A 19,283-nucleotide genomic window follows, 5' to 3' on the forward strand; every position below is an offset into this window, starting at 1 on the left:
GGGGCGGCTCCCATCACTTGCGCGTTGAGCCGCACGCCGATGTCTGAACATACGGGGCCGGCGAAGGTGGGACGCGCTGCGTCGCACGATACTCAAATTAGCACGGGGCTCCAATAAAGAGGCTCCCGGGACCTCCCGAAAAGATGACGAAATATCACTGCCGACGGCCAATTGCATGTGGGCTCATACGTGCGAATCATCATCGGCTGACTCATGGGCAATAGCGGGTCGATAGCGGGAAGCACGCTCCTTGTGCGCCGCCGCACATGCGCCCATAATCCTCATTGATATCTTCACGCTAGCGACGTCGCTGTCCACGATCGCCGCGTTCCCTGTCGTGGCAAATTCACAGCTTTGCCGTGCCCCGTTTCGTATCGGCGCTCCTTCGAAACAATGCCGGCTACGGGCAATTCAACAAAAGCAGCATCACCCCCGCAACAATCGCTCTACGTTTTCCCTTACCTGAGAGAAGGCCCATCCATGTCTACGACGACGATGAAAAACACCTTCAAACATGTGGACTGGACCAGGTTTTGCGACTATGTCGTTGTCTTCGTGTTCGCGTCGTCTCTGTACGCGGCGACGCTCTATAACATTGGAATCTACAGCCCGTCATCGCAACGAATCGTCGGGCTTGCCTTTATTGTCGCGATCGGAATATATGGGTATTTTTTCCGGACTGGATGGCGCACAGCGCTTCTCGCCGTAGCGTTCATCGCGGCTGTACTGTTTGGCTACGGACACTTGAGGGAATTTAGTTACGATGGTCTGAATTACCACAGCGCGGTCGCCCTGCTGCTCGACCGCGAATCGGCCTGGTCTGCCGGCATGCGCGCGCCCGGCGGTATCTTCTGGGCCGAGCACTATCCCAAGGCGTTCGAGTTTTTCGCCTACACGGCCAAGGTGCTCACCACGCACTTCAACAGCGGCAAATCGTTCACGTTGTTGCTCAGCGTTCCCGCTTTGATCTGTCTAATGCGGCTGTTCCAGACGGCGATTCAATCCGCGAGAGCCGCGTTCCTAGCCGCGGCGGCCTGCGTCTACAATCCGGTCGCGATCGGCCAGTTGACAACGCTCTACGTCGACGCTGCCCACTATTACTGCTGGACGATCTTCTCCATCAATCTCCTGTTCGCCATCAGAAACCGGCCGTACTCCGCGGTGCAACTGGGTACCGCATTGGTGCTTCTGGTCGGTTCAAAGATGACAGGACTGGTTTTCGCCGGTGTCTCCGTTTTAGTGCTCTTCGCCGCGGCATTTTTCGGCGGAGAAAAAAGAGGCTTTATCGGAAAGCACAAAGTGGTGATCGGGCAACTGGCTGTATGGTCGTTCGTCGCCGTCGCGGTAATCGGCTATTCGCCCTACATCGAAAACATCGCCTCGGGTAAGCACATCTTCTACCCTATTCTCGGCAAGGATAAGGTGGATATCATCGTGCGGCAGGCATCGCCGGAATTTCTAAGCATGAACCCGTTGCACAGGCTCTTCCTGTCGTATTTTTCGGTGCCGAGTAACTGTAATGCCTGCAGTAACGCGCAGCCCAGCTTTTCGCTGTCGCCGGAGCATCTACGCGAGGCGTTCATCGCGCTTCACACGGCCGATACGCGCTTTGCCGGCTTCGGTCCTTTCTTTGGGGTCATGCTCATCATCGGTGTCATCCCCTTCTTCTGGAAAAGGAAGGGCGCCGATCTCCTGACGATTTTCCTGCTCGCCACGCTGGCTATCGTCCTGATCCACCCACAATCGTGGTGGGCGCGATACGTGCCGATGCTTTACGCGGTTCCATTGCTGATCACCGCGGCGTTTTCAACCAGCCGGCAGCAGTTCCATGCAATCATCGTCTTTGCCGCGATGAACTCCCTGTTATCCGCGGCCAGCGTCGCGGGCTACATCATGCTTAAACAGGCCCACTATAAAGGCGCCGTGGCCGCGGTCCACGAAATGTGCGATCAACGGCCAATCAGGTTGACACCCTCCGAGATGAACTGGGCGTTCGACTTGCGGGACGACAATCTCCCTGTCGCCACCGATAATCGGCCAGAGCAACCTGAATGCACCGTCAATTTCGACCAGTTGATGATCATGAAGAAGTAAGCGCTGCGCGGGCAGGCTCTTGAGGAGCCGGTGCGGCCCGGAAATGACCCTCACCGATGGCGAGCCATCCCTACGAGTTCCCTGAGGTGCCGCGCCATCGTGGTCAATACATTCGCCGACGAACTGGCGGATCGCCCTCTGTGCGGCATTCGTTGAAGATCGTCCCAGTCGACTTCCAGCGAGCGTGCGTGACTCTCCGCTGTAAACGGCCATTCCATCACCACCGCGTGCGCGGCGGATGCGCGATGACCGTTTTCGAACCTCTCCAGATACGCGTTGATAGCCGACACTTCGTGCTGGGCCGCTTCTTGAGATGCGGCCGCGATGAAATCGTCCGGTCCTTCTATGTGGATACACCACAACCGCTCGCCAGCGTCCGGATCCGGTTCGGCCTGTCGGTCGTCACGCTCCACTCTTTCCCAATGGCCCAGATCGTCTTCCATTTGAGGCGCATCCTTTAATGCCGTAACAACGCCAACGGCGCGTACATGATCTTCGATAAGGCGGCTCAATAAGCGTTGCGGTGATGGAAACCTTTGAATATCGTCGCAAGAATGATCTTGACGTCCAGTCCGAACGACCAGTTGCGCAGATAGTACAGATCGTGTGCCACGCGCCCCTCCATTTTTTCGATGTGGTCGGTTTCGCCGCGAAAGCCGTTGATCTGCGCCCAACCGGTAATGCCCGGCTTGATCCTGTATCGGTGAATGTAGCCTGACACGATGTTCTGATAGAGATCGTCGTGCTCCAGCGCGTGTGGCCGGGGACCCACCACCGACATGTCGCCGCGCAGCACGTTGAAGAATTGCGGTAATTCGTCCAGGCTGGTTCGACGCAGAAACGAGCCCACGCGGGTGATGCGGGGATCGTCGCGAGTCGCCTGTTTCAGAACACCCTGTTGTTGCTCGTGCAGGCGCATCGTACGAAATTTGTAGATGGTGAACACCCTGCCGTCGGCGCCTTTACGGCATTGCCTGAAGAACACCGGCCCCCGCGAACTCAGCTTGACGGCAATCGCGCACGCAAGCAGGATCGGCGACACCGCGACAAGCGCGCCGAAAGCAAACACCCGGTCGAACAGCTCCTTTATCAGCATGGCGTTCGGCGGCAGCGGCGGCGCCGCCAGATTGATGGTGGGAACGCCCAGCAATTCGGTAATGCTTCCTTCGAACAACGCAAGCGCGCGCACGTCAGGCATGAAACGGATATTGATCAGATCGTTTCTGAACTCGTCGACCAGCTTGAGAATCGCGCGTTCCTCGCTCAATGGCAGAGCCAGCCAAACTTCACCAATCTTCTGCTCACGGACATAGTCGACGAACGCCGCGTGCTGGTCGAACACCGCGACAGACGATGTCACCCGGCCGCCAACGCCCAGGTTGTAAAGCGCCTTGGCGCGGAATCCGGCAGCCTGCTTTGCCTCCATCTTTTGAATGATTTCTTCACAGTGCTCGCCGCATGCCGCGATGGCGACATGCTGCAAATTCAATCCCGCGTGTCGAACACGGCCGAGCAGGCTATGCGTCAAGATGCGTCCGGCAATCATCGCGGCGCCTGACAGGCCCGTCCAATACGCGAACCATAAACGGGACACGAAGTCGATGCGATGCAGTGAAAACATCAACGCCATCGCGCACGCCTGAACGATCAGCCACGCCAGCGCAACCTGCCCCGCGAGCACCCACTTCGAGCGCCCGCGCCACGACTCGTAGACGCCGAGCGCGGGGAAGACCGCGAGCGAAAACGCCGCGGCGAAGGCGACGAACGCCATGTAGAAACTGTGCTGGGAAATGTCGTCGAAACGGAATATCAGCGCGACGAAAGCGCCCCCCACGATTACCGCGACATCGAACGATCTTGCCAGTAAACCAATGATTGCCCGCATTGCAACGCTCCCAGAGCACGCGCATTGTTCATACCGGCCGGTTAGCCGCAACGACCGTATTTATCGTCGAATCGCACGATGTCGTCCTCGCCGAGGTAGGCGCCCGACTGCACCTCGATGATCTGCAGCGGGACACACCCGGGATTCTCGAGACGGTGGCGCACACCCAGGGGGATGTAGGTCGATTCGTTTTCGCTCAGAAGAAGCTGCTCGTCGCCTCGTGTGACGAGCGCCGTTCCGCTCACCACGATCCAATGTTCCGCGCGATGGTGATGCATCTGCAAGGACAGACGCGCGCCGGGGTTCACGACGATGCGCTTGACCTGGAAGCGATCGCCGTGATCGATCGAATCGTAGAAGCCCCACGGACGGCGCACTTTTCTGTGCGCCTCGGCCTCGGGCGATTTCTCTCTTTTGATCCGCGACACCAGACCCTTGATGTCCTGCACATGCGCGCGATCGGCAACCAGCACCGCATCGTCCGTCTCGACCACAACCAGATCGGTCGTACCCACGCAAGCCAGAAGCCGCCCGCCCTGCGAGCGCGCATACGTGCTCGTCGCGCCTTCGAACAACACCCGGCCGCTTCCCGCATTGCCGGATTCATCTTTTTGCATTGCTTGCCACACCGCGTCCCATGAGCCGAGATCGGACCAGCCGGCCTCCAGCGGCACGACTACGCCAAGGCAAGGGGAATCCGCCTTGCCCAGGCGCTCCATCACCGCGTAGTCGATTGAATCGGATGGCGAGCGGCAGAACTCCACCGCGGCGGGAATGACGCAACCCTCCGCCTTTTTTCCATGCTCGTGCGCTTGCGCGCAAGCCGTGTGCATGTCGGGCTGGAAGCGCTTGATCACCTTGAGCCATAGCGAAGCACGAACGACAAAGATGCCGCTGTTCCACCAGAAGTTTCCTGCCTCGACGTACTGAGCCGCAAGTTCGGCAGCGGGCTTCTCGACAAAGCGATCGATCAGATAGGCACCGTCCTGCAGCACTGCGCCAAGCCGGATATAGCCGAAGCCTGTGTCCGGGCGAGCCGGTGGCACGCCCAATGTCACGATCGCGCCGCCCTCCGCATAGCCTGCGGCGATCGCGATCGAGCGATGCAGCGCGTCGAGATCGGCAATCGCGTGGTCCGCGGGCATCGCGACCAATATGGCGTCGTGGCCCTCGGCGGTTGCGGTCAATGCGGCCAGCGTCAACGCCGGCGCGGTATCGCGTCGAGCGGGCTCGACGATGATGCGCGCGTTGACACCGCTGTCACGAGTCTGCTCGTAAGTGGCGAAGTAATGCTCCGCCCCGCAGACAATCACAGGCTCCGGCGCGACTTCCCACCGTCCCTTGAAATTGTCCATTCGCGATACGGTGGCTTGAAGCAGCGTCTTGTCACCAATCACATCGATCAGTTGTTTGGGAAACTGCTCGCGCGATACGGGCCACAATCGTGTGCCTGAGCCACCGGCCAGGATCACCGGAACCATCCGCGAACACGCGGCTGCAGTGTCATTGGCCAACTCGACAGACGAAGCATTGACTTCCAGCGTGACATTGCCCATTTAAAGCCCCTGCAAAGTTGTATCCGTTGGCTATCCGAACTTCGAATGCCGCCACGAAACGCGGTGGGCGTTACTCGATTCAATGATAGGCACGTTACGCTGCACCACAGCATGCGTGGCGCGAACCGTTGAAACTTTGGCCGTGTCCACGCGATCCGTTTGCGCGTTGTAGCTGGCAGGCCGTCATAGGTGCGCGCAAAGTAGAAGCAGGTTTGGAGATCAATGCCGAGCCGTGATAACTTCGAGTCAACGCACCGCGTGGTTGGTGAACTTCCAAAGATAGGATTCCGACGGTCTCGCGCACCCGCTGCCCGCTGCCAGTTGCCCTGTTCGTTACCGGCCATCCGTATGCTCTCGATGGAGTCGCAATGGCTTATATATCCCTGTTGGCGCTATTCCTGACAGTGACCAATCTGCTTCCGGTGAGCGCGGCTGGATTCTTACCGATCGTTTTATGTTCGTGGCGTTTCTTCGGTAGAAGCTACCCGGCTTTCATGTCGGCCCTGACTGCCTTCACGTTATTCGTTCTCATCTCCACGCTGCTCTACGACCCGCGCTCTCTCATCGAATTCGAGTTTTACCGGCGCGACGGCAATTTCTTCGTCTCTTATGCCCCGATCTTCGCCGGGTGCCTCTATGCGCACCGCTGGGATCTCAACAAGGTCTTGCGAACGTTCTTTATCTTCGCCGTGGCGATCAATGTGCCGCCCTACGCCTACTACATTCTGCAAAACGGGCTGCTGAGCATCTTCACGCATCCGGACAACAGCTTCGGCAGCTACTTTATCGCCCGTAACGCGGCGGGCGGCTTTCTTGCGATGCTGTTTTGTCTCGGCACCGCGTGCTACCTGCAAAAACGCGGCAAGCTGATTCTGGCGTTACTCGCCATGAACGGACTGATGCTCTTTTCCACCTATAGCCGCGGGTCGTTGCTCGGTGCGCTGGTGATGCTCCCGTATCTGTATTTTGGCCGTAAGCGCTGGATGCTCGGCACGCTGATGGGCTGCCTCGTAGCCGGCTCGGTGGCGATTGCGTTCATTCATACCGAGCCGAACGTCAACTACATGGGCTACAGCTTCAACATCCATAACCAGGACGCGAAGGTCGCCAACCTCGACACGCGATCCGAATGGTTGTGGCCGCGCGCGCTGGCGTACTTCCGCCAAAGCCCGGTGGTCGGGCTCGGCTTCGGTTCGTATGACGATCAGATCGGCCACGTCGTGTCTTACTTCGATCTCCTGGGAATACCGTCGGACGTGACCGTCGAACACAGCGATTCTCATGCGCACAACTCTTACCTGAATTTACTGGCGGAAATGGGCGTGGTGGGACTGGGCCTGATGCTGAACTTCTTCTGGAAGCTCATTGAATGGAGCCGCAGAGGGGCGGCCAACGCCGAGTTGATGGCCGGTGTGCAGAACTTCGTGGCATTCCGGTTCGTCGAGCTCGCCTCGGTCTGCCTGCTCGTGATGGCGGCAACGGAACACCGGTTGGTGTCGCCGTCGAATGTCCTGATTCTTTCTCTCGTCATTTCGCTACTGCTCGCATCGCGGCCGTTGGCCGCCCCCACGTCCGGACCGCCGGTGTATCGAACACGACGAGGCGACCCAACGATAACGCGGCAGCGGCGCGGCGCCGCGCCACTCGTGCCGAATAACCGTCCGTAGCCCGGACGGGGCGACAAAAGCAAACAACGAAGGAAACGACGACGCCATGTGGCGAATGTTTACCAATCTCGGGGACGCCGCGCTCACGTTGCCCGTGGCGCTGACCTGCGGCATCTGGATCGCGCTATTCGACGTGCGCGCGGCATACCGCTGGCTTCTGGCCTTGGCAGTCGGCATGTCGATCGTAGGCGCCACGAAGATCCTCCACGCGGGGTGGGGCCTGTCTTTCCCGGCTTCTCATTTCCGCGTGATAAGCGGACACGCCATGCTCTCGACGTCCGTATGGATCGTCGTCTTTACGCTGCAATTCAAGTGGTGGCGTCTACCGCCCGCAGCCGGAGTCGTCATGGGTCTGATCGTCGGGCTTCTTACCGGCATGTCGCGGGTATTGAACGGTTCGCACTCGCTACCCGAAGTCTTTGCGGGCTGGGTAATAGGAGTCGCCGTTGCGCTGATCTTTTTACGCGGTGCGCGTCATGTCGACGTGGAGCGGTTCCCGCCGCTCTGGTCGGCGCTCAGCATTCTGCTGGTTGCAGCGCTGGCGTACGGGCACACGACTCCGCTTCAACGGTTGATCGAAAGGCATTCGCCCGCAATCCATCGGCATACGCTTGCATTCGCCACCTATCTCCACCCGCGCCGTCATCCATTCCACTTTCACGAGACCACGGTCGAGAATCGACGCTTGCCGGCCGGCGCGGGCTCGACGGAGCGGTCGCCGGGACGTGATGGAACAAACTGGTCGACGAAGCTATAAGGAAGCCGCGCTTCGATAAAACCGGTCAGCGCCGCCTTGAAATTCTCAGACGAGAATCGCTCGGCGTTTCTCCGGCACTCGCCCGGATCGAAGAGACACGCGTTGCGCTCGAATCGCACCACGGCACTCAACAGCGATTCGGTGGTCTGTTCATGGAAAAAGACCCCGGTCGGCCGCTCCGCGGGCAAACCCACGACGGATTCCAGCGCGCCGCCCCTGCCGAAAGCGATAACGGGCGTTCCGCATGCCTGCGCTTCCACCACCGAAATGCCGAAGTCCTCTTCCGCCGCGAATACGAACGCCCGCGCTCGCCGGAGATGATCGACGAGAACGTCGATGGGCTGATGTCCGAGGATCGTCACGTTCGCTCCGGCGACGGCCTTGATCTTCTTCATCTCCGGGCCGTCTCCGATCACCACCAGCCGCCGTTCGGGGGTCTGCGAAAACGCCTGCACGATGAGGTCGATACGTTTATACGGAACCATGCGCGAGGCCGTCACATAGAAGTCCTCCTTCTCGGCGGACATCGTCATGTTCTTCAAGTCGACAGGCGGATAAATAACCGTCGCTTCGCGTCGATACGCTTTCCTGATGCGGTGAGCGATGAACCTCGAATTGGCGATCAGGTAATCGACGCCATTCGCCGAGCGGGAATCCCATCCGCGGATGTAATGCAGCAGCACCCGCGCCATCATGGACTTCATGCCGCGTGTCAGGTGCGACTCCCTCAGGTACTGATGCTGAAGATCCCACGCATAGCGAATGGGCGAATGGACATAGCTCACATGAACCTGGTTGGGGCCGGTAAGCACGCCCTTGGCCACCGCATGGGAACTGGAAATAACGAGGTCGTAACCGGACAGGTCCAACTGTTCGATCGCCAGCGGCATGAGCGGCAAGTAGCCGCGGTAGCGCTTGCGGGCAAAGGGCAGGCGCTGAATGAACGACGTCTCGACGGACTTGCCCTTCACACAGTCACGGTCTTCCATGAAGTCGACAATGGCGAAGATGTCCGCTTTCGGAAAGCACTCGATGATGTTCTGGAGCACCTTTTCAGCACCGCCCGAAACGACCAACCAATCGTGAACAATAGCGACTTTCACTTCGACCTCCGTTGAGAGCACAACCCGGCACGACGCGTCGGAAAGAACCTTTTACTTATCCTTGGCGCCCGGCGGCACGCGAGCACCCCATGCCAGTCTGAACATACCGAGCGCCCGTTGCCCGCCGGGAACCAGTCCGACCAGTTCGAGGCGAACCATGATGCTCATCAGCATGACGGACAGCGTCGCTTCTCCGATCACGCGAGCCCATGCCATACCGATCGCCCCATAGCGCGGTGCGAGATAGAGCGCCGCCGCGAGATTCGCCACTCCCGAGACGGCGCCGGCTATCGCCAGCAAGCGGTCTTTCTTGCGAGGCACGAACACGTAGAACGCGACGAATTCATTGAACGCGGCAAATGGGAACATCCATGCGAAGCACTGCAGCACACGGGCGCTCGGTTCGAACTCCGCTCCCAGGATCAGGGGTAGCAAGAAAGGTGACAACGTCAGCGCGCCGCACAGAACAATGAACCCGTAGCCCATGAGCAACGCCGCGCCGCGCCGCGTGGTGACATGCGCGCCATCCTTGTCGCCTCGCGCGAGTTGCGCGGATATGGTGGGCACGAACACCTGCGCCGCCGGTCCCATCAGGCTCAACCCGATCGTCGCGAAGCGCTCCGCCGCGCCGAAGTACCCCACCTGCGCCGGCGTGGACAACAACGTAAGCAGATAAGTGGACGAAGCCGTGAGCACCACCGAACCCGACGAATAGCAGAACAGCATCGTCGAACCGCGGATCAGCGGTACGATGCCGGCGGCCCTTAAACGCGGCAGTCCGAGCTGCCAGGTGGTCAGCCCATATGAAATGATCATCGAGGCCACGCCTGCAATCAACAGACTTGCCAGCACCCATTCGGAGTCGGCGGGGCCCTTCACCAGATTCAGAACCAGCACCAGGCTCAAGGCGAAGCCGAACACCTCGATCATGATCGGCGTGCGAAAGTGCTGACGCCCCTGAAACAGCCAGCCGAGGTTGAGCGCGGAGACGACGCCGAGCAGCGTGGCGAGCACACCGATCAGCGGTCGTTCGGACAAGACCGGTGAACACATCGTGGCGACGATGCCGACGCATCCCCCCAGCAGCCCGAGACAAAGACGTGCGCTGGTATGCAGCGAATAAATGCTGTTGCATTCGCCGTTGGACTGCGCTCTCGATACCTCGCGCATGCCGACAAAGGTAAAGCCGTAGCTAGCCAGCATCCAGATGACGTTCATCAGCGACATCGCCGCCAGAACGCGACCGTACTCCGCCACACCGAGTATGCGTCCGTAAAACGGCACCACGATGATGAGGTAGACATACCTCATCAAATAGCCGCCATACACGAATGCGATGATATTGACGTGTTTTCGTCGATCCATCCCGCCTCCTTCAGGCCGATGCAACCGCTGTTCCAGGTGTTATTGCTCAACCGCTCGCCGGCGGGCGAGCGGGTTGTTGATGTAGCGAACCACGAAGTCGGACAGCGGCGAGTACGGTACGAGACAGAGGCACGACAGAACGAGGGTGCCGACTTTCTTCTTCAGGCTCCAGAACGGGTTCGCCACGATCGTATGCAGATAATCGTGCGAGTCGCGCATCATCCAGCGCCACCGCGTCGCAACCGGTGCGTGATAGACGCCCGAGCAGAACAGCGCCTTCTCATGCGAGAAGTCGTAAAACGCTTCTGGAAGATCGATCTGCAATCGGGACGCGGCGGTCGTTCTCAGGATCTGCCATCGCATGGTGAAGGCTTTTGGCGCTTTGTTGATCTGCTCCGAGTTGGCGAACGAGACGTTCGAGCTCTTCGTGTTGTGGACGCGATAACCGCCCAGCGATTTCGGAATGTCCGCGACCGGACCCACCAGGGCCGTTCCGTAGATCGCATAGAAGTCCGCGCCGTAGCGGTCGGCAATCGCCTCCGGAATCGGAAACACCTGTTTTAAAGCGCTTACCCGATAAGCGTTGCCCGAAGCAGGCGGCGAGGGATAGAGCCAGCCGCCTCGCAACAAGGTGTCGCAATTTCGCGGAGCGGAGGAGTTCGGCACATAAGCGCCGGTCGTGTTTCCGGCCGAGTCCATCACGTCAAGGCGAAACTGCACCTTCGCCCAGTCGCCGGTGCCGAACACCTGCATCACTTCCGACGCCGCGGACGGATACAGCAGATCGTCCGAATCGAGAAAGATGGCGAACTCCGCATCGACAATCTCGACCGCATGGTTGTACGCCGACACCTGGCCGCCGTTGCTCTTGAACACCGACTGTATCCGGTCGCCATAGCCTTCGATGATTGCGCGCGAGCCGTCGGTCGAACCGTCATCGATCACGATCACGTGCGTTGCCGCATAGTCCTGTTGCAGCGCCGAGTCGATTGCCGTGGCGAGATACCGCTCGTAGTTGTAGTTGCAGATGACTATTGTGATTCTGTCCATGATCTCGCAATGCTCTGTAAAGAGTTTAATCGGCCGGCAATCGCGGGTTCCAGCCTCCGCTTCGCCGATTCAAATGCCTATGCCGCGCGACGCACCACGATATATGCAAGATGTCTGGGGGGCTTCGCAAGCGGTCCGTTCACCTCGGACGGCACCTTGAAGCGGACATTCAACGTCGCGTCCTTCCACGTCAACGCGATGTTCTCGCCGTCGCTCCGTGCGCCAGTGAGGCCGTCGATCATTTCAACGGTTGCCGTTCTGGCAGCCGGCGGCTTCACGCCGGTCGCGGTGACGCTTCGCCAACCGGTCGCGGCGCTGACCTGAATCACGATATCGCTGTCGGACAGCACTGCCGTCCCCGATGTATCGCCGCCGAACGCAAGCGGTGCCGGAAAGCGCTGCAGCGATCCCGCGACGGTCCGGCGCAGCACCACGAGACTTTGTCCCGATACGTTATAAGTGCGCGCCGGCGGACCGCGATGCGTCAGACGGAAAGGCTCGTAACCATCCCAGTGATAAATCATCGATACGTACTTGTTCGGGTCGTTCCACTCGCGATCGAGCGCCCACGCCGCAAACTCGAAGAAGTAGCGCGGCAAGTAGTGGGGATCCTTCATGTACGTATCGCCGATCTCCGTCTGCCAGATGCCGCGGGCGGGACCGTGCTTCACGTATTGCTCGTAAAGCGGATCGAGCTCGTGGACAGGAAGATAATGGGTGTCGATGTAATCGACCTGGTCGAGCATTCGCTCGTCATAGAGCGGACTTCTGTATTCGAGCCATTGGCGGAAATTGTCGAGACCGCCCTGGTCCGGCCAGCCGCCATAAACGACATAGGCGCCGTAGCTGCGAATGATTCGCGCGGCGGGAAGATGGATTCGCTCGACATAGTCCTGCATGGCGCGCTCGTAGGGCCGTGACAGTTTCCGATCCTCATTGAAATGCGGGCCGTGCCAGAACGATGCCTGCACTTGTCCGCCGGACAATTTGCCCGCCGCCTCGTTCCAGATCTGAAAGTGGCGCAGATTGTAGGGTGGCGCGGAGTACTTGCGCACCACCGCGTCGACGTACCGCTTCCACGCGTCCACATCGACGGGAGCCGATTTCGAGTCGCCCGGCACCGACGCATTCCATTTGGGCGTATAGGCGAGCAGCAGCAGCGAGCGCACGCCATTGCGGTTATTGCGGATCACGACAGGCGGCAGTTCGCTGTTGTATTGAACGCCCGTCCTGTCGACACGCATGGGGTCGCGCGGCGAATCGGGCTGGCCGGGGCCGACCGAATCGCGGCCCCACGTCAGTCCCATCTCGCGCCACATGGCGAGGTCGCTCGCCGATCCGGCCCAGCCGTTGGTTCCAAGCATGTCTGTGATCCGCCTGCCGCGGCTTGCTTGCAACTGCGAGTCGGCAACGGCCGCAAACGACGCCGTCGGGCGCGCGAGCGGTAGCATCGCAGCCGCAAGCGCTGCCAGCTTCGACAACGCCCGGCGCCTTCCCGACACATTGCGGACTTGATAACGTCGCCACCTCGTCAGCATCGATTAACCCGCCGATACGTTCGGTGCAAGCGAGGCGAGGCTGTCGCTCGTCCGACCCTGCAGGATGTCCAGCAACTTCTGCGCCGAACGATCCCAGCGATACTCCCTTGCGTGAAGCAGGCCCTTGGCGCGGTAACGCTGCCGCAGCGCATCGTCCGTCATCATCAGGGAAATCTTTTCGGCAATATCATCCACCGACGTCGCGTCGCAGTACATCGCGGCGTCTCCACATGCCTCGGGTATCGAGGTGCGCGTCGAGGCGATCACCGGGCATCCGCAGTACATGGCTTCGAGCGGCGGCAAGCCGAACCCTTCGTAAAGCGACGGAAATATGAGGCAGCCCGCGTTGCCATAAAGTGCTTTCAATTCCCCGTCGGAAACGAATCCGGCCCAGGTCACCTGCTCGGCGTTCGTTGAACTCGAGACGGAGCCGTTGCCGAAAATACGCGGGTTCCTTCCGCCGACCACCACGAACCTGATGTCGCGCCGGTGCTTGAGCCGGCCAACGGCATCCAGCACGCGCTGAAGATTCTTGCGGGCATCGAGGCTGCCCACGATGACGCAATAGGCGTCCTTCTCGAGTCCTAGCCGCTCGGTTATCGACGCGTCGGAGACAACGCGATCCAGATGATCCGCGCCCGGCGTGACGACCGAGACGCGTGATTCGGCAATCTTCAGGTGTTCGCAAATCCGCGCTTTCGAAAACATCGACACGGTGAGTATCGTGGGATCCATTCTCGGCAGCATCGCAAAGCAGAACCGGTACCAAAGCAGGAACTTGCGCGAGAACCCGTGAGGCACGTCGTACACGGCCATATCGTGAACCATGACGATCTGCCGGCGTTTCAGAACCGGATTGGTATTGCAGAAGTTCAGAAGCGTCACGCCTCTTGCCGCAAGCGGAAGCGTGATCTGTTCCCAAAGCGTGCCGCGCAGCCACGGCAGGCGCCGCTGCCGCTTCAGCAACGCGCCGGGTTCGATGATGTCCTGCGGCACGAACACCTCCACTTCATCGCCCGGATGTGCGCGCATCTGCATGGCTCTCGTTAATTCATAGGCGACTCGCTGAACACCGGTGATCGGCTGCGAGGTGAACTTTCCATTGATTGCGAAGGGCATGGCACTCTCCGTTTTACGCAGTCACAAGAACTCTGACGACAATGTCCCTACTCGCCCACGTATGTCATTTCGTGGTTTCCACGTCGCCGAAGTCGCTCGCATAGTTAGTCGGATAGCCATAGTTCCGCGTGCTGGGCCGTAGCGGAATGCCATTGAAGACCGCACCGGCGATGCGCCCGTCCGAGCGGTCCATCTTCTTCACCGTGTCGGCAATCTCCTCCTCGCTCTGCATCCCGGAGCGCAGAACGAGCAACGAAGCGCCGGCCTCGCTCGCCATGATCGAGGCGTCCGTCACCGCGAGAAACGGCGGCGTGTCGATAATGACCAGGTCGAATTGATTGCCGAGCCGCTGCAGCACCTCCTTGAAATGCGGCTTCATCAGCAGGGCGGCGGGGTTCTCCGGGCGCGCGCCACAGGCGAGAAAAGACACCCCGTCGATACAGGTGCGCCGCACTGCGTTGCGCAAGGGCATTCGCTCGGCGAGTACTTCGGAGAGACCCTCACGATTGCTTTGCTTGAAGAAGGACGCGAGGTGGCCGCGGCGCATGTCGGCGTCGATCAGAACGACGCGGGCGCCGATCTCGGCGTGCAGGACAGCCAGATTGGCCGCCACGAAGCTCTTGCCCGCCGACGGCGTCGGCCCGATGACCATCACCACATTGTTGGGCGTATGCACGAGCTCACGCGCCATCGCGGTTCGCACGGCGCGCAGCGCCTCGACCGAAGGATCATGCGGAAAGCGCGCCGCGAGAATCCGATTGCTGCCTGTACTGAACGGATCCGCCGCATCGACCCGGTTTCCGGAAAGGAGCGGTTCGAGGCGGGCTCCGCCTCGCTGAAACGGCAAACTGCTGCGTCCGCCCGCCGGCAATGGCTTGCGGGTAGCGCCTGATGAATTCGGATTGAGCAGCGCTTGCTGCTGGCTAAACAGGATCTCGCCGAACACCGGCACGCTCAGGCGACGTTCGACGTACTGCGGATCCGTCACGCCGATCATCACGTGGCGACGCATGAAGACGAGGAGCATGCCCGACACCACGCCAAGCGCGAGGCCGGCGGGCAGTACGACGCCGGGCTTGGGTTTCACAGGCCGGTACGGTACGATCGCCGGGTCGACGATATGCGCGCCACCCGTGGTGCTGGCACGCCGGACCTGCAATTGCTCGGCTTTCTGCACCATGCCCAGATAGATCGTTTCGGCAACCTTCTGCGCGCGAAGCAGATCCACGCTTTCGCGCTCGGACGCGGGCATTCCGCCAAAGCGGTTATCGAATTGCGCCTTTGCGGCCTTCAATTGCTCCAGTTGCGTATCGATGCTCTGCACCCAGCGGCTACCCGGTTGAAAGCGATCCAGGAGTTGGGTCCGCTGCAGTTGCAAGCCCGCAATCTGCTTATCGAGGTCGAGACCGCCTTGCAAGTAGGCTTGGGCTTCGGAACCGGGCTGCATGGATTGTGAACTGGACCGAAAGCTCTTCAGCGCAGCCTCGGTCTTCTTCAGATCAGCCAGTAACCTGGGGAGTTCGCCGTTGATGAATGCGAGCGTCTGCGTGTCGTTCGCCTGACGGCTGGCGATGGCGGTTGCCAGGTATTGCCGTCCCAATGCGTTCGCCACTTCCGCGGACTTCGACGCACTCTTGTCCGAGTACTCGATTTCAAGCAGACCGGAATCCTTCACCTTGTCCGTCACCTTCACAAGGTCGTCGAAGCGCTTCAGGGCGTCGAGCGCGTTCCAGCGAATCACCGTAAACCGGGTTCCGGGCCGCGCGACCAGTTGCTTGATGAGCACCGACACGTCGTTTGCGTTTGCGTTCGCGACCGCACCTACCCTGCCTTCGACGAGCAGATCGCCTGATGGAGCGCGCAATTCGTACGCGCCGCCTTCGAGAGCAACGAGCGTGAGCTTCTCCTCTTCGAGATCGCGCGGAACTTTCAATGCGCCGACCTGAACGCTTTCTCCGCCCCATGCGAACGACTTCAATCCGAGCCACGGCGCTGCGGGCTTGCCCGGCGTGGCAAACCTCGCGGCGATGTCGCCCAGTAGTGGAATGGCTTGTGGCGTGACGCTGACGTCGAACCGGTATCGCTCGATGACAGGCCCCAATACCGAACGGCTGCGCATGACAGCCATTTCGGTCACGGGCGATGGTGCGGGAGGCGGTAGCGTCTCCTGGTTCTGCAAGGCAATGCCGAGCGCGTTTTGCTCGGGCGGGTCGACGCGTACGAGAACATCGGCCGAGTAGATCTTTGGCGCGATGAGTAGATAAAGTCCCGCCAGCATCAGGAATATCGCGGTAGTGGCCGCGATCTCCCAAACGTGATCGCGCATCAGATTCAACATCTCGCGCGCGGTGAGCTGACCGCGTTCCGTGACAGCGGCGTGAGGGAGCGAATTTTGATGGTAGTAATCCACCGGCGTATTCCTCACATGTTTATTTGTCGAACGTAAGTGATGCGGTAATGAACTACCGGAGAGCAACGAGGCACGTTTCGACGGCACCACGCCTGCGGCCACTCCATGGCAATCCAATCAATTCGACACGTAAAATTTCCATGCGACAAACAAATCGGCATTTGTTTCGCAATGCAGATTTGAAAGCGAATTGAAACGGCAATCGACCCGCGCGGGGTTGAAAGAGAACTACGACGTGGCTCGGGCAGACCGGTATCCACATGTGACTCACTACAAGAATTTCTTCCAATGCTGCATCGAAGCATAGTCCGCCATAAGCACTAGCGTCGGCGTCGGCATAAAGTCGGGTGCTATTGGCCCATTCAGTTGAATCGGCCAGATGAATGCAAGGACTCCCCTATCGTTGCGTCGGCAAAAACTTCCTTATTTGCTGCGCTTCCGTGTGATTTTTAGCGTGTTGCGCGGCAACAATTTCTCGAATTCGGACGATTTCGCCAATACATCCGGATAACCGGACAGGTCGCCGCATGAGTAATTCGGTACGTTATGCTCAAGGGGTGGAATGTACATTCCGTGCGGAGAATTTATATGATCGGTATTACAAACTTTCCCACGCCGCGTATTACAAATAGCAACGACGACTCAAAGGCTGAGCGCCATATCGGACTGCTGGTCTTTCAGGAATGCTCTGTTGCGACCACTGGGGCGATTGGGGAAGTTTTCCGCCTTGCCAACGCATTGCAACCGCCGCAAGGTGCGCCGCCGCCGTACCGACTTTCGGTTCTCTCGGACGAGGGCGGCTTTGTCGTGACCTCTTCCAGCATTCCAATCTGGACCCAGCGGCTCGAACGGTACAGCCTGGCCGATTTCCATGCGCTCTTCGTTGCTGGTTGCGACGCCGCGATCACGGCGGAGTCTAACGAGCGGCTGCTATCGTGGATCACGCAGCAGGGATTCATCGCATCGAGCGGTATCCGGCAAGGCGCCAGTGTCGCCATCGTGCGCAAGACACCGCTACAGGCAACCGTACCGGTCTTTCTTTTCGACGACGGCCCCGATGCGCCGCCGACGCATGGCGTCACGCCCACGGAAATGGCGCTGACTCAGATCGAGCGTGATCTCAGCGCCGACACTGCGCAAAAGGTAGCTCGCGCCATGCAGGCGAAGTTTGCCGAACATACACGACCCGAAATGGAAGGCGTCAGCATTGTCACGACAGCCGAAAAAATTCGCGCGTCCGCTCGATGGATGCACGAGAACTACAGCAAGCCGATTTCGGTTGCCCAGGCCGCCGAATCCGCGGCAATGAGCAAGCGCAATTATCAGCGTCGTTTCAAGGACGAATTCGGCACGACGCCGCTCGAGTACCTGTTGCGGGTCCGCTTCGACGTCGTTATCACCTTGCTCAGGACGAGCGATCTGCCCGTGGACAAGATTGCCCGACGCTGCGGCATGGGCGATGGAAATCGTCTCGGACGACTGTTCAAGGAACGATACGGAATGTCCCCGACGCACTTTCGCGCGCGCCAGCCATTTGATCCCGGCGCGCCGAACCTGGAGACTGAAAACGGATGTCGATACAGTACCGAATCGCTGCCGATGGAACTGGCGGTGGTGAAGACCTGCTAGCGGCTTCTCTCGCACGGACCGAAAAAACCTACACTCAGTCTGCTTCAAGATAACGCATAATCGCCGGAATCCACTGGCGGAGATCTGAAAGTGCATCGACAAAGTGAACCGACGATCCGGTCGCTCCTGACGAGCTATCACGGTGATCCGGAAGAGCAACACTCGATAGTCAGACGAATCAAGGAGAGGGCGAAGTTCACATTGCCCGATGTACTTTTTTTGAGTCTGTTACACCGCAAATGCATTGGCCGGTACCCCAAGCTCATTCACCCCGCCACTTTCAATGAGAAGATCCTGCAGCGCAGCCTCAAGCCCGATCCGCGTTTCGTCAACCTGACAGACAAGCTTACGGTACGCAACTATGTGGCGGCCAAGCTCGGCCAGGATCATCTGATTCCCCTGATCGCCGTTCCCGATGTCTTCAATCGTCAGGTCTTCGACGCGCTGCCGAACTCATTCGTGATGAAGGCAAACCACGGCAGCAGCTTTGTCGAGGTGGTCGGAGACAAAACGAAGACGTCGTTCGAGCGGCTGGAACAGATTGCCGCACGTTGGCTGTCCATCGATTTTTATAACGTTTCGCGGGAGCGGCATTACCGAAAGATCAGCCCGCGCATCTTCTTCGAACGGCTGCTACTGGATCAGCGTGGACAGATTCCCGCCGATTTCAAGGTGCACTGCTTCGGTGGTCGCCAAGGGCGACCTATCATGTACATTCTCGTGATTTCCGACCGCTTCGGGCCAAACACGCGAGGGGACGTGTACGACGAGAACTGGAATCATCTCGACGTGGCCATCGGCTACTACAAACGTAGCCCAGCTCCGGCGCCTCGGCCACAACATCTCGACTCGGTGCTGGATGCGGCAGTCCGGCTCTCCGAAGACTTCGATTACGTCCGGGTCGATCTGTACGCACCGGATAACGCGGTGTACTTCGGGGAGTTGACGTTTACCCCCGGCGCGGGCGTCTTGCCTTTCACGCCGGACAACATCGACTACGAATGGGGAGAACTGCTGGGTGAAGGAAGGCTGCGGCCTTCGCTCAACGGCGCCGTGGCGAACTGGTGATGCAGAGCAGCCGTCCGCGCCGGCCATGTTCATGCCGCGCGC

14 protein-coding genes are annotated in these 19,283 nt (G+C 59.6%); 5 read left to right on the top strand and 9 right to left on the bottom strand.

The genetic code is table 11. The features are described from left to right. Positions 1 to 480: 480 nt before the first annotated feature. Positions 481 to 2,094: a hypothetical protein gene (locus ACTJLC_RS18985; protein ID WP_073427506.1), complete on the top strand. Its 1,614-nt coding sequence runs from the start codon at positions 481 to 483 to the stop codon at positions 2,092 to 2,094. Positions 2,095 to 2,144: 50 nt separating this feature from the next. Here ACTJLC_RS18985 and ACTJLC_RS18990 read toward each other — a convergent pair whose 3' ends face one another. The 3 genes from ACTJLC_RS18990 to ACTJLC_RS19000 form a co-directional block, all read right to left on the bottom strand. Then, the gene (locus ACTJLC_RS18990; protein WP_235004805.1) at positions 2,145 to 2,537 is read right to left on the bottom strand and encodes a hypothetical protein; all 393 of its coding nucleotides are present in this window, start codon (positions 2,535 to 2,537) and stop codon (positions 2,145 to 2,147) included. Positions 2,538 to 2,602: 65 nt separating this feature from the next. Beyond that, on the bottom strand, positions 2,603 to 3,979 hold the full coding sequence (locus ACTJLC_RS18995) for an undecaprenyl-phosphate glucose phosphotransferase (RefSeq protein ID WP_073427505.1): 1,377 nt from the start codon (positions 3,977 to 3,979) through the stop codon (positions 2,603 to 2,605). A 41-nt stretch (positions 3,980 to 4,020) separates the two neighbouring features. Beyond that, the gene (locus ACTJLC_RS19000) at positions 4,021 to 5,535 is read right to left on the bottom strand and encodes a mannose-1-phosphate guanylyltransferase/mannose-6-phosphate isomerase (RefSeq protein WP_073427504.1); all 1,515 of its coding nucleotides are present in this window, start codon (positions 5,533 to 5,535) and stop codon (positions 4,021 to 4,023) included. Positions 5,536 to 5,903: 368 nt separating this feature from the next. Here ACTJLC_RS19000 and ACTJLC_RS19005 point away from each other — a divergent pair, with 368 nt between their 5' ends. Continuing rightward, positions 5,904 to 7,202 carry an O-antigen ligase family protein gene (locus tag ACTJLC_RS19005; RefSeq protein ID WP_073427503.1) on the top strand — a complete coding sequence of 433 codons (1,299 nt, stop codon included), beginning with the start codon at positions 5,904 to 5,906 and terminating at the stop codon, positions 7,200 to 7,202. Positions 7,203 to 7,248: 46 nt separating this feature from the next. Continuing rightward, positions 7,249 to 7,959: a phosphatase PAP2 family protein gene (locus ACTJLC_RS19010; RefSeq protein ID WP_084561354.1), complete on the top strand. Its 711-nt coding sequence runs from the start codon at positions 7,249 to 7,251 to the stop codon at positions 7,957 to 7,959. Here the strand turns inward: ACTJLC_RS19010 and ACTJLC_RS19015 are convergent. The 6 genes from ACTJLC_RS19015 to ACTJLC_RS19040 form a co-directional block, all read right to left on the bottom strand. Then, the gene (locus ACTJLC_RS19015; protein ID WP_073427501.1) at positions 7,860 to 9,062 is read right to left on the bottom strand and encodes a glycosyltransferase family 4 protein; all 1,203 of its coding nucleotides are present in this window, start codon (positions 9,060 to 9,062) and stop codon (positions 7,860 to 7,862) included. The genes ACTJLC_RS19010 and ACTJLC_RS19015 overlap by 100 nt on opposite strands. A gap of 51 nt (positions 9,063 to 9,113) precedes the next feature. Beyond that, complete coding sequence (locus tag ACTJLC_RS19020; RefSeq protein WP_073427500.1) at positions 9,114 to 10,427, bottom strand: lipopolysaccharide biosynthesis protein; 1,314 nt, start codon at positions 10,425 to 10,427, stop codon at positions 9,114 to 9,116. A gap of 39 nt (positions 10,428 to 10,466) precedes the next feature. Beyond that, entirely contained in the window at positions 10,467 to 11,477 is a 1,011-nt protein-coding gene (locus ACTJLC_RS19025; protein ID WP_073427499.1) for a glycosyltransferase family 2 protein, read from the bottom strand. A gap of 77 nt (positions 11,478 to 11,554) precedes the next feature. Further along, complete coding sequence (locus ACTJLC_RS19030) at positions 11,555 to 13,015, bottom strand: hypothetical protein (protein ID WP_440844864.1); 1,461 nt, start codon at positions 13,013 to 13,015, stop codon at positions 11,555 to 11,557. A gap of 3 nt (positions 13,016 to 13,018) precedes the next feature. Next, positions 13,019 to 14,134, bottom strand: coding sequence for a glycosyltransferase family 4 protein (locus ACTJLC_RS19035; RefSeq protein ID WP_073427497.1), 1,116 nt, complete (start codon positions 14,132 to 14,134; stop codon positions 13,019 to 13,021). 64 nt (positions 14,135 to 14,198) lie between these two features. After that, positions 14,199 to 16,544, bottom strand: coding sequence for a polysaccharide biosynthesis tyrosine autokinase (locus ACTJLC_RS19040; protein ID WP_235004804.1), 2,346 nt, complete (start codon positions 16,542 to 16,544; stop codon positions 14,199 to 14,201). A 591-nt stretch (positions 16,545 to 17,135) separates the two neighbouring features. Here ACTJLC_RS19040 and ACTJLC_RS19045 point away from each other — a divergent pair. Beyond that, the gene (locus ACTJLC_RS19045) at positions 17,136 to 18,173 is read left to right on the top strand and encodes a GlxA family transcriptional regulator (protein WP_374709850.1); all 1,038 of its coding nucleotides are present in this window, start codon (positions 17,136 to 17,138) and stop codon (positions 18,171 to 18,173) included. A gap of 114 nt (positions 18,174 to 18,287) precedes the next feature. Next, complete coding sequence (locus ACTJLC_RS19050; RefSeq protein ID WP_073427688.1) at positions 18,288 to 19,241, top strand: ATP-grasp fold amidoligase family protein; 954 nt, start codon at positions 18,288 to 18,290, stop codon at positions 19,239 to 19,241. The last annotated feature ends 42 nt before the right edge of the window (positions 19,242 to 19,283 follow it).

It is taken from the genome of Paraburkholderia sp. 22099 (assembly GCF_052045835.1).
In the GTDB taxonomy this organism is placed as follows: Bacteria; Pseudomonadota; Gammaproteobacteria; order Burkholderiales; family Burkholderiaceae; genus Paraburkholderia; species Paraburkholderia terricola.